Origin of the sequence: Paraburkholderia fynbosensis (assembly GCF_902859935.1) — a bacterium.
GTDB lineage: Bacteria > Pseudomonadota > Gammaproteobacteria > Burkholderiales > Burkholderiaceae > Paraburkholderia > Paraburkholderia fynbosensis.
In genome coordinates, this window is sequence record NZ_CADIKI010000014.1 from 1 (window position 1) to 12,583 (window position 12,583).

Consider the following 12,583-nt stretch of genomic DNA (forward strand, 5'->3'; position numbering starts at 1 on the left):
CCATCAGCGGATCCAGTCGCCACCTCAGCGTCCCTGTCCTGACGGCCATCGAAACGGGATACAGCGTGTTCGTGCGCGGAGAGCGCCAGGTGCGAACCGGTGTGAATTCGAGCGGACCCGTCTTCGGCGCCGCCACAGCAAAATCCAGCCAACGGCGCCCATCGTCATCTCAACTCACTGGGTCGCGATATCCCCGTGGCCGCTTCCTGCAATAGGCAACTCACTATCACCAGCCTCCGCTTGCCCAACTTCAGCAAGCAACGCCTCATCGCGCGCAATAACCGTCGGCAGGTGTGTTCGCAGAAACTCGACCCATGTCCGAGTCTTTGCATCGATGAACTTGCGCGATGGATACAGCGCATAGACATTCGTCTTTTGCAGCGTATAGTCCGGTAACACCCGCACTAATGAGCCATCACGCAACCCGGAGATGGCCGAGTAAAGCGGCACCATGCCGATACCCATGCCTTCGCGAATCGCCACGATCAACGATTCCGCGATGTTCACCTGCACAGGACCGTTCACCACCATCGTCTCACTGCCATGCGGGCCGTCCAGCACCCATTCGTGCGGCGGAAAGGCCGGGGTATGCAGAATCAGACATTCGTGGTGCGCCAGATCGGCCGGTGTCTGCGGGGCGCCGTGCGCGCGCGTATAGGCGGGCGACGCGCACAGGATGCTGAAAGTCGTCCCCAGTGGCAGCGATACGAGATCCGAGTTCGGCAGACTCGACGCTCCGATCACCGCGACATCGGCGCTGCCTTCGAAAAGATCGGGCATGCGTTGCGATAACGACAACTCGACGGTCACCTCCGGGTAAAGCGCGCGATAACGCGAAATAGCCGGCAACAAGTAATGCTGACCGATGCTCGCGAAGCTATGCATGCGCAATGCGCCTGCCGGACGCTCGTGCGCGCAACTGGCTTCTTCTTCCGCGGTGTCGATATCCGCAAGTATCTGCTGCGAGCGCTTCAGATAGCGCTCACCGGCAGTGGTCAGCGCGAGCCGTCGCGTCGAACGGTTCAATAGGCGCGTACGCAGATGCGCCTCGAGTTCGGAGACTGCGCGTGACATAGCGCCCGTCGTCGAATTGAGCGACTGCGCGGCCGCGGTAAAGCTACCGGCCTCAACCACGCGCACGAACACTCGCATATTTTGTAACGTATCCATCAATCCTTCTATTTCACGGCAGAAGCCATATTGTCCGCCTATCTCGTACCTGCATTGTTGTTCGTTCTGGAAGAGACGTTCCGTACCGGTGCCCTTAATGCGCACATAGCATGCTCCTAAAATCGGCGCCTTGCCTGCCGGTGTGCGCAGTCTTCGCCGGCGCTTCTTTCAGCGACCAACTGCGGCGCATTGCCTTCAGATGAAACGCAATCATGCGATCAAACCGACGGACTGCTTCCGCTCGTGGAGCATCCTGTGGCAGGCGTTCAGCCGGCGAAGCTTCCGTCCCGCCATTCGCGACTGGGCGAACAGCGATGGCCTGACCTGGCTGCATCTGCTGAAAACGGTCACCGCCGGTCTGCTGGCGCTGGGCATCGCGATGCTGCTCGACCTGCCGCAACCGCGCATTGCGATGACCACGGTGTTCGTGCTAATGCAACCGTTCAGCGGAATGGTACTCGCCAAGGGTTTCTACCGCATTCTCGGGACGGCGGCCGGGACAGTCGCCGCCATCGTGCTCGGCGCATTGTTCGTCCAACAGCCCGAGTTGTACATGCTCGGCATGATCGGGTGGGTGAGCGCGTGCATTGCCGCGGCAGTCCGATATCGGCATTTCAGATGGTACGGTTTTGTGCTGGCGGGTTACACAGCCGCTTTGATTGGCATTCCGAACGTTACCGCGCCGGACGCCCTGTTTCTTGCGGCGCTCACACGTGCCGCGGAAGTGGCAGTCGGCATTATCTGCTCGAGTGCGGTGAGTGCGCTGATCGTGCCGCAGCGCTCCAGCCTCGCACTGGGCCATGCCTTGCGGATCCGGTATGCGAATTTTACGGTGTTCGCCGCGCAGGTGCTGGGCTGCGGAATCGAGCGTGGTCAATTTGAGCGGCGCTTTGCGGACATGGTCGACGAGATCGTCGGTTTCGAGGCGACGCGCTCGTTCGCCGCCTTTGAAGATCCCGCGATGCGTTCTCGCCGTCAACACCTCGGCCGTCTGAACGGCGAATTCATGGATGCATGCGCGCGTTTGCACGCGCTGCATCAACTGCTCAAACGTCTGCGCACAAATGGCTCGACGCCGACGCTCGCCGCAATCAGGCCGTACTTCGATGAGCTGTCCACGCTGTTGGCGCCACGACTGGAAGCGACCCTTGATGCCTCAGGCGTAGCGGTCCGCTTGCGCCTCTTTCAGGCGGGCCTGCCGCGCCGTGTGCGCGAAACGAGGCGGCCGCTGAAACCCGTGCTCGTCGAATCGCTGGCCGACTTCGATACGGCAGCGGAACTGCTATACCGCTTCGTCGACGAATGGATTCGCTACTCGGAGACTTACGCGTCGCTGGCGCGGCGCAAACCGGTCAGCTCGCAGCGCGACTTCAGCCGCTATGTGAGCCGGACCAACAGCTTCGTCGTCGCGTTTGCGTTTGTTCGCTCCGCTGTGGCGATGGCCATCGTCGGCTGGTTCTGGATTGCAACCGACTGGCCGAGCGGCGGCTTTGCCGTGATCGGCACGGCGCTGGCGTGCGCGCTCACCTCGACCTCGCCGAACGCGACGAAAATGGCCCTGCAGATGGCGGTCGGCGCCATGTTTGCGACGATGACCGGCTATCTCTTCACGTGCTACGTGTATCCCAACATCGATGGCTTTCCGCTGCTATGCATAACGCTCGCGCCAGTGCTCGCACTAGGCGCGTTCATCGCGACGCGCAAGCATGCAGCCGGATACGGCATCGGCTTCTCAGTATTTTTCTGCCTGCTCGCGGGACCGGACAATGTCGTCACCTATGCGCCGGATCTGCTCATCAACAACGGCATTGCGCTCATTGCGTCGATGCTGCTCGCCGCGATCGTCTTTGCGGTGGTTTTTCCCGCCGACATGCCTTGGCTCATCGAGCGGATCATGGGCGACTTGCGTGCGCAAGCGGTGTCCGCCTGCAAGGGCGAATTGCGCGGACTCAGCCAGCGCTTCCAGTCGGGCACGCATGATCTGACCTCGCAATTGCGAATGCTCCTGACGCGGCGATCCCGTCGCCGTCGCGATGCATTGCGCTGGATGCTCGCCACGCTCGAAGCCGGTCGCGCCGCGATCGATCTGCGCAACGAGACGGCGTACGCCGCCTATGCACACGCGCTCCATCCACGTTGGCACAGCGCGATCGAGCGCACCTGCGATGACCTCGCACAACTCTTCGAGCGGCCGGACACACGCGCGCTCGAACGTGCGCTCACCTCCGTGCGCTCGGCCACGTGGATTGCGCAGGACATACTGCAAACGGTGCACGCGGATCGCGGCAGACGCCACGATTTGCAGCGCATCCTGAGCTGCCTGCACTTCATTCGTACCGCACTGCTCGACAAGGACGCGCCGTTCAACGCGCGTTGAACGCCGGACTTTGACTCGCTCGCTGGCGCCGATTCCCACTGATCCTTCCGCGAGCTGGAAGGATGACTTTCTGGCAGGCCGCTTTATCCGCGTAGGTGACGGTCATATAGTTTCATCACTGCCACGCAGTCATCGTAAGTACTGGAGAACGAGATGAAAGTGTTGAAGATTGTCCTTATAGCCTGTTCTTTGTCCGCCGCCGTCGCCCATGCGCAAACTGCGCCCGCGGCAGCCGCGGCACCGGAGCAACAGGTTGCGCAAGCCGACGCGCCGCGCACGAGCAACGTCGTCGCACCGAAGCGCAGCACCGCGCCGAAGGCCCGGCTGGAGGAGTGTGTCGGTCCTGTGAGCTTCTGCAGCATCTATTTCGGCAGCTAAAGCCAGGCATGCGCCGCATGCAACACCTGAAGTATTTGCAAGACCCGTCGCGAGCACGTCGCCCGCGATGAAACACCAGGCCGCGACGCCGTTCCATCGAGACGCCGCGGCCGGTGCGGCAATCCGGCTATTGAGCGAAGCACACCGCAGACGTGCGCACCGGTAGACTGGATCGATGACTATGGAGAGACTGAGTTTCATGTACGAAGACCGGATTCGTTGTGCCGCGCTGCGCGGAAAGATCACCTCGGCTGCACAAGCGGCGTTGCTGATTCAGGACGGCATGCGCGTCGGCGCCAGCGGTTTCACGCGCGCGGGCGACGCGAAGGCCGTGCCGGTTGCGCTTGCGCAACGGGCCCGTGAGGAAGGCAAGCCGCTGCGTATCACGTTGATGACGGGGGCCTCGCTCGGTCACGACGTGGACCGCATGCTCACCGAGGCGCACGTACTCGCACGCCGTCTGCCGTTCCAGGTGGACAAGACCTTGCGCGACGCGATCAATCGCGGCGAAGTCATGTTCGTCGATCAGCATTTGTCCGAAACCGTCGAGATGCTGCGCGCAAATCAGCTCGGCAAACTCGACGTCGCGATTATCGAAGCGGCCGCGATCACCGAGACCGGCGGCATCGTGCCGACGACCTCGGTCGGCAATTCGGCCAGCTTTGCGATCCTCGCCGACAAGGTGATCGTCGAAATCAATCTCGCGCAGCCGCTCGCGCTCGAAGGGCTGCACGACATCTGGATTCCGGGCCGTAGGCCGAACCGCGAGCCGCTGCCCATCATTCATGCGCACGATCGCATCGGCACGCCGGCCATCGAGATTCCGATCGAGAAGATTGCGGCGATCGTCATCACCGATAAGGGCGACAGTTCGTCGACGGTGCTGCCGGCGGACGAGGAGACCGAGCTGATCGCCGGTCATCTGATCGAATTCTTCCAGCACGAAGTATCGCGCGCTCGCATGCCCAGGCAGTTGCCGCCGTTGCAGGCCGGCATTGGCACGATCGCGAACGCAGTGCTGGGCGGGTTCGTCGATTCGCCTTTCGACGCCTTCGAAATTTACTCAGAAGTACTGCAGGATTCGACCTTCGATCTGATGGACGCAGGTAAGGTGACGTTCGCCTCAGGGGCGTCGATCACGTTGTCGGCCGCGCGGCAGGCGCAGGTGTTCGGCGAACTCGAACGCTATCGCGATCGTCTCGTCCTGCGTCCGCAGGAAGTGAGCAATCATCCTGAAGTCATTCGCCGGCTCGGGCTGATCGCGTTGAACACTGCGCTCGAACTGGACATCTACGGCAACGTAAATTCCACGCACGTGGGCGGCACGCACATGATGAACGGCATCGGCGGCTCGGGCGACTTTGCGCGCAACGCGTCGTGCGCGGTTTTCGCCACCAAGTCGACCGCGAAGGACGGCCGCATTTCGAGCATCGTACCCATGGTGCCGCATTGCGATCACAACGAGCACGACGTCGACGTGGTCGTGACGGAGCAGGGGCTCGCCGATCTGCGCGGCCTGGCACCGCGCGAGCGGGCGACGTTGATCATCGAAAACTGTGCGCATCCGTTGTATCGCGATCTGCTGCGAGACTACTATCGGGACGCGTTGCAAGGAGGAGGGCAGACGCCGCATCGGTTGGACCAGGTTTTCGCCTGGCATGCGCGGCTGCGTGACACCGGCTCGATGTTGCAGGCAATGGAAGCAGTGCTTTAAAGCAATGTGGCGTCAGGTGGCATTCGCCCCTGACGCGTTCGGACATCAAGTGCTGCGCTCAGCCGCCTCGTCGCACGAGCCGGATAAGAAACAATAGAATGACCGCGCCGATCACCGCGGTGATGATCGAGCCGATCCAGCCGCCGCCCAGCGAAATATGCAGCACACCGGCGAGCCAGCCGCCGATGAACGCGCCCACAATCCCGACAATGATGTCGACGATCAGGCCGAAGCCGCCGCCTTTGACCAGCACGCCGGCCAGCCAGCCCGCGATCGCACCGATGATGAGCCATGCAATGATGCCGTGTTCCATATTCGAGACTCCAAGGTTGAGTGAGAACAAATCACGCGGCTAGAGCTTAGTCGAAGCTGATCGGACAGTCCATGTTGCGGACGAGGAATTGACATTGTTTGAATCTGCTGCCGTGTAAGTGTAGACGATGCATGCCGACATGGGGAGCATGACGAGTCGCGCATCACTCTGGCGTCGGCTCCGCCTCGCGTGCCGTCCAGCTGACGCTGGACACGCTCTTTTCCATGCTGAGGCGGCTGGCCATCTGTTCGAGCTTCGATTGGTCTTTCGGATGCAGCTTGAGCGTCGCCGTCACGCGAATACGGCCGGGATCGCTCTCCACGTCCTCGCTCGTCAGGCTCTGGAACGACAGCGGCGTCGAATACATCGAGTTGGAGATGGCGGTGCGAATGTGGATCTCATCGGCCTCGCGGCAGACAACCGTCAAGACGTACTCGCGAATCAGGTCGGCGTTTGAAACCGGCGTCGCATTGATAGTACGGCTAACTTCGCGCAGCACCGTATTGGTCAGCAATACGACTGCCGTGCCTGCGAGCGCCGGGCCGTAATGACCCGCACCGCACAGTACGCCCACCGCCGCTGAGCACCATAGCGTCGCGGCGGTGTTGATCCCCTGAATGGAGCCTTTGTCGCGCATGATCACGCCGCCGCCGAGAAAGCCGACGCCGGAGACCACATACGCGGCGATCTGGGTGACGCCGGCCGTCCCGGTGCCGGTCAGTACGCCGAGCGTAACGAACAGGCACGCGCCGCTCGCGACCAGCGTAATGGTGCGCAGTCCTGCATTGCGCTGACGTATCTGCCGTTCGAGGCCGATGGCGACGCCGCAGGCGAAAGCGGCAAGCAGCCGCCAGACGAATTCGAGTGTCATTGTTCAGTAAGGTTGAAGCGCAGGTTCGCGCAGTGTGAACACGACGCGTGACAGCAGCGCGTCATGGGTCATGGACGCGCGTGGATCAGTCGTGGCGATGCACGCGAGCAACGGCTCGCGAAACGTAATGGCGTGAAGCATCGGCATGGCAATGCGCCATGCTGGGATTCACCCGCCAGTGCGAGGGTAGTGAGCGAAGCGCGCCATCAGGCCAGGAGGCAAGACGGCGGCAGGTAAAGACTGACGCGGAAATCCTGCCGATCAGGCGAGCGGGCGAAGCGCAGCTCGGGGACGACTGCTACTGTCCAAGATCGTTATTCCGGTTAAAAAGAAGTGGCCGAATTTTAGGCGGCGGAGCGAAGGCAAGTCAAGCCGATTGAACGGGGCGGCCGAATCCATTGGCAGTTCTTCTCTGAAATTTCCGACGCCATCGGAGAACAATCCTTGCTCAAATGCGGACTCCGAATATTGACGGACTCCATCCCGGAAAACAAACTGCCTGAACACTTCGGAACGTGTCCAGTAGTGGCACTGTTCAAATCAGGTTTGCTTTTCGTCGCTCTGTTTCATGTTCGCGTGGACCATTCATCAGCACGACGTCGGCGCTCTGCCGCTGTTCAGCCCAATCGAGGAATGTATGAAAGTCAAAGCTTCCGGTGTGATTGCCGGCGCATTGTTGGCGGTCGCTCCGCTGGTGTCGTTCGCCGCGGGTCTGCCCGCACCGTTCGAAGGCCGCAGCCTGTTGCAGGCGGACGGCGTCGTCAAATCGATCGACCAGACGAAACAGTCGCTGACCGTGCTCGACGCGCAAGGTGGCGAAGGCTCGTTCACCGTCACGGATGCTCGCAATCTCACGCAAATCCGGCCGGGCAGCAAGGTCCATATCCAGATGATCCGCAACGCGGTGATCCGTGTCACGGACGGCGGGGACGGTAAAGGCAGCCTCGCTCAGGGAGCGCGGCGCGACACGATGCAGAATGTGACGGCCGAAGTCACAGCGGTGGATCGTTCAGCCGGTGTGCTGGCGCTCAAAGGCGCAAACGGCTCGGTGTTCCATATCGAGAGCCGCACGCCGGACGCGGTCGCCAATCTGGCGGCGGGCATGCAAGTGTCCGTGACGTATGCGCCGCAAGTGAGCGTGGCCGTGGCGCCAGCCCAGTAGCGGTCGACTCCGCCACGTTCGGCTCATTCAGCTCAGTCCGGCTCGCCGGGCACGAGCCGCAGGCGCGTAATTTCGGAAGGAGCGCCCAAGCGCTTCGGCGGTCCCCAGTAGCCGGTGCCTCGACTCGTGTACACCCACAACCCGTTCAGACGTGCGAGACCGGCCGTGAACGGTTGCTGAAACCGCACGAAGAAATTCCACGGGAAGAATTGGCCGCCGTGCGTATGGCCGGACAACTGCAACGTAAAGCCCGCCGCCGCAGCCGCTTCGGCGGAGCGCGGCTGGTGGGCGAGCAGCACCTTGATCAGCACGTCGCCGGGCGCGCCCGCGAGCGCCGCGACGGGATCGCTGCGGTGCAAGGGGTCGTGATGGCCCGCCGAGTAATCGGTCACACCGGCAATGACTGCGCGCGCGCCGTCGTGATCGACGATCACATGCTCGTTAAGCAGTACGTTCAATCCCAGCCTGCGGAATTCGGCGATCCACGCATTCGCGCCGGCGTAGTACTCATGGTTGCCTGTCACGAGAAATGCGCCGTGACGTGCGCTGAGCCGTGACAACGGCTGCGTGTGTTGGGTCAGTTGCGGCACGCTGCCGTCCACCACGTCGCCGGTCACTGCGATCAGATCCGGCTTCAACCGGTTCACCGCGTCGACGATTGCATCCACATAGCGGCCTTTGATAGTCGGGCCGACGTGGATATCGCTGATCTGCACGATCGTGAAGCCGTCGAGCGCCGCAGGCAAATCGTCGATCGGCACCTCGATCGTTACGACCCGCGCGCGGCGACGTGCGTTGAACAGACCGATCAGCGTCGAGAGCAGCGCAAGCAACGGCACCGCTGCCGCTGAGCCCGTCCGCCAATGCGCGATCGTGATGGTGTTTGGCCAGATCGCATCCACAGTCAGCAGAGAGGCGAGTGCGAGGTCGCGCGCGAAGGTCAGCACCAGCAGCGACGAAAAGAAGCCCATCGCCAGCAGCCCGACCCATGCGAGCCGGTCGCCGAGCGGTTGCCGCTTGATGCTGCGCGCCATCATGCCCAACGGAATCAGGAAAATCGACAGCACGAGCCATAACACGCTCAACCAGCGGCCGGTGGCGTCGATCGGCATGTCCGGAATTAGACGCAAGCCGACGTAGATATGCAGCAGGATGCCAATCAGGATGATGCGAACAAGAAAGGATGAGCGGCGCATAAAGAGGATCAGGGCGGGAAGGGGCCGACACGGTGCACAAGGGTGGCGGCGAATCGTCGGCGGCGATGCGGTTCGCGGCCGGGCGAACCATTCTACCGGCATGTACCGACGCGCGCCGGCAGCGCAAAATTACCCGGCACGATGCGCTCGATCCGCGTGCCCGAAGGCGTCCACAGGGTCGTGCGTTGCAGCAATCGGCACGGCTACAGAAAGCGCGTCGAAAGGCGCTGGGCAAGCTAATTAAATGGGCTTTGAATGGTGTTCGTGCGTGGAGTATGCTCAAAGGGAACCGGTTCGTTTGACGCTCGCAATGGGGCCGCAGGGGTTCGGTAGTGACGGGTTTTATCGCCGGAAGAGGGCGAGGGGGAGGCACATCATGAAGCTGCTCAGATCGAGCCAACAATTACACCACGCGCATCATGCGCACCACGTCGGATACGAAGGCAGTCACGTGATGCTGCCACTCGTCGTCATTTCGCTGATGGCAATCGGCGTGTACGTCGGCGTGCGCAACATCGACTTCTCCGAGCTAGGTAAGAGCGCGCTATTCGGCGTGGTGATGCTGTGCGTCGCGCTGGGTATCGCGGGACTGTTCGGCGTCGTCGGTGCCTGGTTGCGTTCGGGCTCGAGTTCGAGTGACGACGACGCCAACGAGGGCTTCTGCTTTGTCGGCGCGTTGATCGGCACCGTGGTGTTCTACGTGGCGCTGCTCACCTGAACGCAAGTTGGACGCGCGGGCGGACTGTCCGCCGCGCGTTACACGACCTCAGGCAACGTCACGCAATCCGGGCGGCTTCGTCGAACGAAAAGCGCGGGCTGCGCGCAAACAATTTCGACGGGTCGCCGTAACCGAGATTGATCAGAAAGTTCGCTTTCACGGCTGTGCCGGCAAAGAACGCTTCGTCGACTTTGGCCGCGTCGAAGCCCGACATCGGACCTGTGTCCAGACCGAGCGCGCGGGCAGCGAGAATCAGATAACCGCCTTGCAGCGTCGAATTGCGAAACGCCGTGTCCGCGATCGCGCGGTCATTGCCGGCGAACCAGCTGCGCGCGTCCGCATGCGGAAAGAGTTTCGGCAGCTGCTCGTAGAACGCCATATCCATCCCGACGATTACGGTGACCGGCGCGTCCATCGTCTTGCCGAGATTGCCCGCGGATAACGCCGGTCGCAGCTTTTCCTTACCTTCCGCCGTCTTGACGAAGACGAATCGGGCCGGGCTCGAATTTGCCGAGGTCGGGCCGAGCAGCGTCAGTTCGATCAGTTGCCTGAGGAGGGCGTCGTCGACGGGTTTCGGCAGCCAGCCGTTATGCGTGCGCGCCTCACGAAAGAGTTGATCGAGCGCCTGATCGGAAAGAGTCATGATGAGGGTCCGTTGAAATAAAAATGAAAGACGGGTGACAGACTGGAATGACACCGCAACGCGCCGGGGTGAGCGCATGCGTCGTTGCCGCCATAATAGCCAGGGGTTTTCACGCTCGCAGGTTTTGCTCGCGCAATCGCACAGGTATTCAGGTAACGGTATGACCGATCTTTTCGACGACCCGCCGACGCCCGACGTCGACTGGTATCCCGACTGGCTCACGCCTGCCACGGCGGCGCAGGCGTTGATGCAACTGATCGACGAAGTGCAGTGGCGTCAGGACACGATGGGCACGCCCGCGGGCCGTGTCGCGCTGCCGCGGCTGACCGCCTGGCAGGGCGAACCGGATGCGGTGTACGTCTATTCGGGCATTCGCAACGTGCCGCAGCCGTGGACGCCGGCCGTCGCGCAACTGAAGGAGGCCGCCGAAGCTGTCTGCGGCACGCGTTTCAACAGTGTGCTGCTCAACCGCTATCGCAGCGGCGCCGACAGCATGGGCTGGCATGCGGACCGCGAACCCGAGTTGGGCCCCCGGCCGGTGATCGCGTCGGTTAGCCTGGGCGTCGCGCGCACTTTCGACTTGCGGCACAACAAGACGGGCGTCGTGCAGTCGTTTTCGCTGAACGGCGGCAGCCTGCTCGTGATGAAGGGCACCACTCAGGCGCAGTGGCGGCACCGGGTGCCGAAGGAGCCGCGCGTGGCCGGCGAGCGCATCAATCTGACGTTTCGCTGGGTCACGCCGCGAGTGGCTGCACGCTAGTTCGCCCGCCAATTTGCTTAACGATCCACTCTCACATAGCCGGCGCAAGCCGACCCCGCCCGCGATACCAGAATTGATATCGCCGGTGCGAATCATATGATTGGACGGTTAACGCGTCGCACAGTACGCTACATCACGATCCACGCACCATGAGGGCCGCGAGGGCTGGGCAGGTTCGCTGGGTCGTCTACACAACAACATCAGGAGACAGTCATGGCGAATACACGACGTGCCGCATGTCGTGCGTTGGGCGCGCTCGCACTTTCCGCTGGCATCGGCGCGCTGACGCTGACCGCGCCCGGCGCTTATGCGCAGGACAAACAGATTACGCTCGGTTTCGCGCAAGTCGGCGCGGAAAGCGCATGGCGAACCGCCAACACCGAGTCGGTCAAATCCGCCGCAGCGGACGCGAAGATCAAGCTCAAATTCTCGGATGCGCAGCAGAAGCAGGAAAACCAGATCAAGGCGATCCGCTCGTATATTGCGCAGAAAGTCGATGTGATCGCGTTCTCGCCGGTCGTCGAATCCGGCTGGGAGCCGGTGCTGCGCGAAGCCAAGGCCGCGAAAATTCCGGTGATTCTCACCGACCGTAACATCGACGTCAAAGACACGTCCCTGTACGTGACGATGATCGGCTCCGACTTCCTCGAAGAAGGCCGGCGCGGCGGCCATTGGCTCGAAGAGCACTACAAAAGCAGCCAAGGCCCCGTCAACATTGCCGAACTGCAGGGAACGGTCGGCTCGGCGCCCGCCAATGACCGGCACTCCGGTCTGATGGAAGTGATCAAGAATGATCCCAAATTCAAGATCATCGCGTCGCAGAGTGGCGACTTCACGCTGGCCGGCGGCAAGCAGGTCATGGAAGCGTTTATTAAAACTTATGGAAATAAAATAAATGTAGTTTATGCGCATAACGACGACATGGCGCTCGGCGCCATCCAGGCGATGGAAGAGGCCGGTATGCATCCGGGCAAGGACGTCATCGTCGTGTCGTTCGATGCAACCAAGGGCGGCTTCCAGGCGATGGCCGCAGGCAAGATGAACGTGGACGTGGAGTGCAGCCCGCTGCTGGGGCCGCAACTGATGTCGGCGGTCAAGGATGTCGTGGCCGGCAAGCCGCTGCCCAAGCGCATCCTCACGGAAGAAACGGTCTTCCCGATGAGCGTCGCAGCGCAGACGCTGCCGACACGCAAGTACTGAAACGAAGTACTCAGCTATCCTCATGATGAGCGCCGCGTCGCGGCGCGCAGAAGAGAACACGCGCAGTACGGATAGATCGAA

13 protein-coding genes and 1 pseudogene are annotated in these 12,583 nt (G+C 62.0%); 7 read left to right on the forward strand and 7 right to left on the reverse strand.

The window, feature by feature from the left end; translation table 11 throughout:
* Both HV770_RS38820 and HV770_RS22370 read right to left on the reverse strand, forming a co-directional pair.
* A pseudogene (locus HV770_RS38820) lies at positions 1-118 on the reverse strand (carotenoid 1,2-hydratase); the annotation flags it as partial.
* A gap of 56 nt (positions 119-174) precedes the next feature.
* Positions 175-1,170, reverse strand: a complete 996-nt coding sequence (locus HV770_RS22370; protein WP_175163066.1) for a LysR family transcriptional regulator — start codon at positions 1,168-1,170, stop codon at positions 175-177.
* A 199-nt stretch (positions 1,171-1,369) separates the two neighbouring features.
* Between HV770_RS22370 and HV770_RS22375 the strand changes: the two genes are divergently transcribed.
* From HV770_RS22375 to scpC, 3 genes are all read left to right on the forward strand, one after another.
* Entirely contained in the window at positions 1,370-3,547 is a 2,178-nt protein-coding gene (locus tag HV770_RS22375; RefSeq protein WP_175163068.1) for an FUSC family protein, read from the forward strand.
* Positions 3,548-3,700: 153 nt separating this feature from the next.
* Positions 3,701-3,925: a hypothetical protein gene (locus HV770_RS22380; RefSeq protein WP_121321503.1), complete on the forward strand. Its 225-nt coding sequence runs from the start codon at positions 3,701-3,703 to the stop codon at positions 3,923-3,925.
* A 199-nt stretch (positions 3,926-4,124) separates the two neighbouring features.
* Positions 4,125-5,639, forward strand: coding sequence for a succinyl-CoA:acetate CoA-transferase ScpC (gene scpC, locus HV770_RS22385; protein WP_175163400.1), 1,515 nt, complete (start codon positions 4,125-4,127; stop codon positions 5,637-5,639).
* A gap of 58 nt (positions 5,640-5,697) precedes the next feature.
* On the opposite strand, the gene HV770_RS22390 is transcribed toward scpC, so the two are convergent.
* The 3 genes from HV770_RS22390 to HV770_RS22400 form a co-directional block, all read right to left on the reverse strand.
* Positions 5,698-5,952: a GlsB/YeaQ/YmgE family stress response membrane protein gene (locus tag HV770_RS22390; RefSeq protein WP_111933499.1), complete on the reverse strand. Its 255-nt coding sequence runs from the start codon at positions 5,950-5,952 to the stop codon at positions 5,698-5,700.
* A 163-nt stretch (positions 5,953-6,115) separates the two neighbouring features.
* A complete protein-coding gene (locus HV770_RS22395; RefSeq protein ID WP_121321507.1) occupies positions 6,116-6,823 on the reverse strand; it encodes an MgtC/SapB family protein in 708 nt (235 codons plus the stop codon).
* Positions 6,824-6,826: 3 nt separating this feature from the next.
* The gene (locus HV770_RS22400) at positions 6,827-6,970 is read right to left on the reverse strand and encodes a hypothetical protein (RefSeq protein ID WP_175163070.1); all 144 of its coding nucleotides are present in this window, start codon (positions 6,968-6,970) and stop codon (positions 6,827-6,829) included.
* A 490-nt stretch (positions 6,971-7,460) separates the two neighbouring features.
* On the opposite strand from HV770_RS22400, the gene HV770_RS22405 reads away from it, so the two are divergent.
* On the forward strand, positions 7,461-7,985 hold the full coding sequence (locus tag HV770_RS22405; protein ID WP_175163072.1) for a hypothetical protein: 525 nt from the start codon (positions 7,461-7,463) through the stop codon (positions 7,983-7,985).
* A gap of 32 nt (positions 7,986-8,017) precedes the next feature.
* On the opposite strand, the gene HV770_RS22410 is transcribed toward HV770_RS22405, so the two are convergent.
* Positions 8,018-9,181: a metallophosphoesterase gene (locus HV770_RS22410; protein WP_175163073.1), complete on the reverse strand. Its 1,164-nt coding sequence runs from the start codon at positions 9,179-9,181 to the stop codon at positions 8,018-8,020.
* 376 nt (positions 9,182-9,557) lie between these two features.
* On the opposite strand from HV770_RS22410, the gene HV770_RS22415 reads away from it, so the two are divergent.
* On the forward strand, positions 9,558-9,899 hold the full coding sequence (locus tag HV770_RS22415; protein WP_175163075.1) for a hypothetical protein: 342 nt from the start codon (positions 9,558-9,560) through the stop codon (positions 9,897-9,899).
* A 58-nt stretch (positions 9,900-9,957) separates the two neighbouring features.
* Here the strand turns inward: HV770_RS22415 and HV770_RS22420 are convergent, their stop codons facing one another.
* Positions 9,958-10,542 (reverse strand): malonic semialdehyde reductase, encoded by a 585-nt coding sequence (locus HV770_RS22420; protein WP_175163077.1) that lies wholly within the window; start codon positions 10,540-10,542, stop codon positions 9,958-9,960.
* A 160-nt stretch (positions 10,543-10,702) separates the two neighbouring features.
* Here HV770_RS22420 and HV770_RS22425 point away from each other — a divergent pair, with 160 nt between their 5' ends.
* Both HV770_RS22425 and HV770_RS22430 read left to right on the forward strand, forming a co-directional pair.
* Positions 10,703-11,302: an alpha-ketoglutarate-dependent dioxygenase AlkB family protein gene (locus HV770_RS22425; protein WP_175163079.1), complete on the forward strand. Its 600-nt coding sequence runs from the start codon at positions 10,703-10,705 to the stop codon at positions 11,300-11,302.
* Between the two features lie 213 nt (positions 11,303-11,515).
* Positions 11,516-12,502: an ABC transporter substrate-binding protein gene (locus HV770_RS22430; protein WP_175163081.1), complete on the forward strand. Its 987-nt coding sequence runs from the start codon at positions 11,516-11,518 to the stop codon at positions 12,500-12,502.
* Positions 12,503-12,583 lie beyond the last annotated feature (81 nt).

Coding starts and splice junctions, on each gene's coding strand:
- HV770_RS22390 (WP_111933499.1), bottom strand. CDS start 5,952: ATGGAACACGGCATCATTGCATGGCTCATCATCGGTGCGATCGCGGGC.
- HV770_RS22410 (WP_175163073.1), bottom strand. CDS start 9,181: ATGCGCCGCTCATCCTTTCTTGTTCGCATCATCCTGATTGGCATCCTG.
- HV770_RS22375 (WP_175163068.1), top strand. CDS start 1,370: ATGAAACGCAATCATGCGATCAAACCGACGGACTGCTTCCGCTCGTGG.
- HV770_RS22405 (WP_175163072.1), top strand. CDS start 7,461: ATGAAAGTCAAAGCTTCCGGTGTGATTGCCGGCGCATTGTTGGCGGTC.
- HV770_RS22400 (WP_175163070.1), bottom strand. CDS start 6,970: ATGCCGATGCTTCACGCCATTACGTTTCGCGAGCCGTTGCTCGCGTGC.
- HV770_RS22420 (WP_175163077.1), bottom strand. CDS start 10,542: ATGACTCTTTCCGATCAGGCGCTCGATCAACTCTTTCGTGAGGCGCGC.
- HV770_RS22395 (WP_121321507.1), bottom strand. CDS start 6,823: ATGACACTCGAATTCGTCTGGCGGCTGCTTGCCGCTTTCGCCTGCGGC.
- HV770_RS22425 (WP_175163079.1), top strand. CDS start 10,703: ATGACCGATCTTTTCGACGACCCGCCGACGCCCGACGTCGACTGGTAT.
- scpC (WP_175163400.1), top strand. CDS start 4,125: ATGTACGAAGACCGGATTCGTTGTGCCGCGCTGCGCGGAAAGATCACC.
- HV770_RS22380 (WP_121321503.1), top strand. CDS start 3,701: ATGAAAGTGTTGAAGATTGTCCTTATAGCCTGTTCTTTGTCCGCCGCC.
- HV770_RS22370 (WP_175163066.1), bottom strand. CDS start 1,170: ATGGATACGTTACAAAATATGCGAGTGTTCGTGCGCGTGGTTGAGGCC.
- HV770_RS22415 (WP_175163075.1), top strand. CDS start 9,558: ATGAAGCTGCTCAGATCGAGCCAACAATTACACCACGCGCATCATGCG.
- HV770_RS22430 (WP_175163081.1), top strand. CDS start 11,516: ATGGCGAATACACGACGTGCCGCATGTCGTGCGTTGGGCGCGCTCGCA.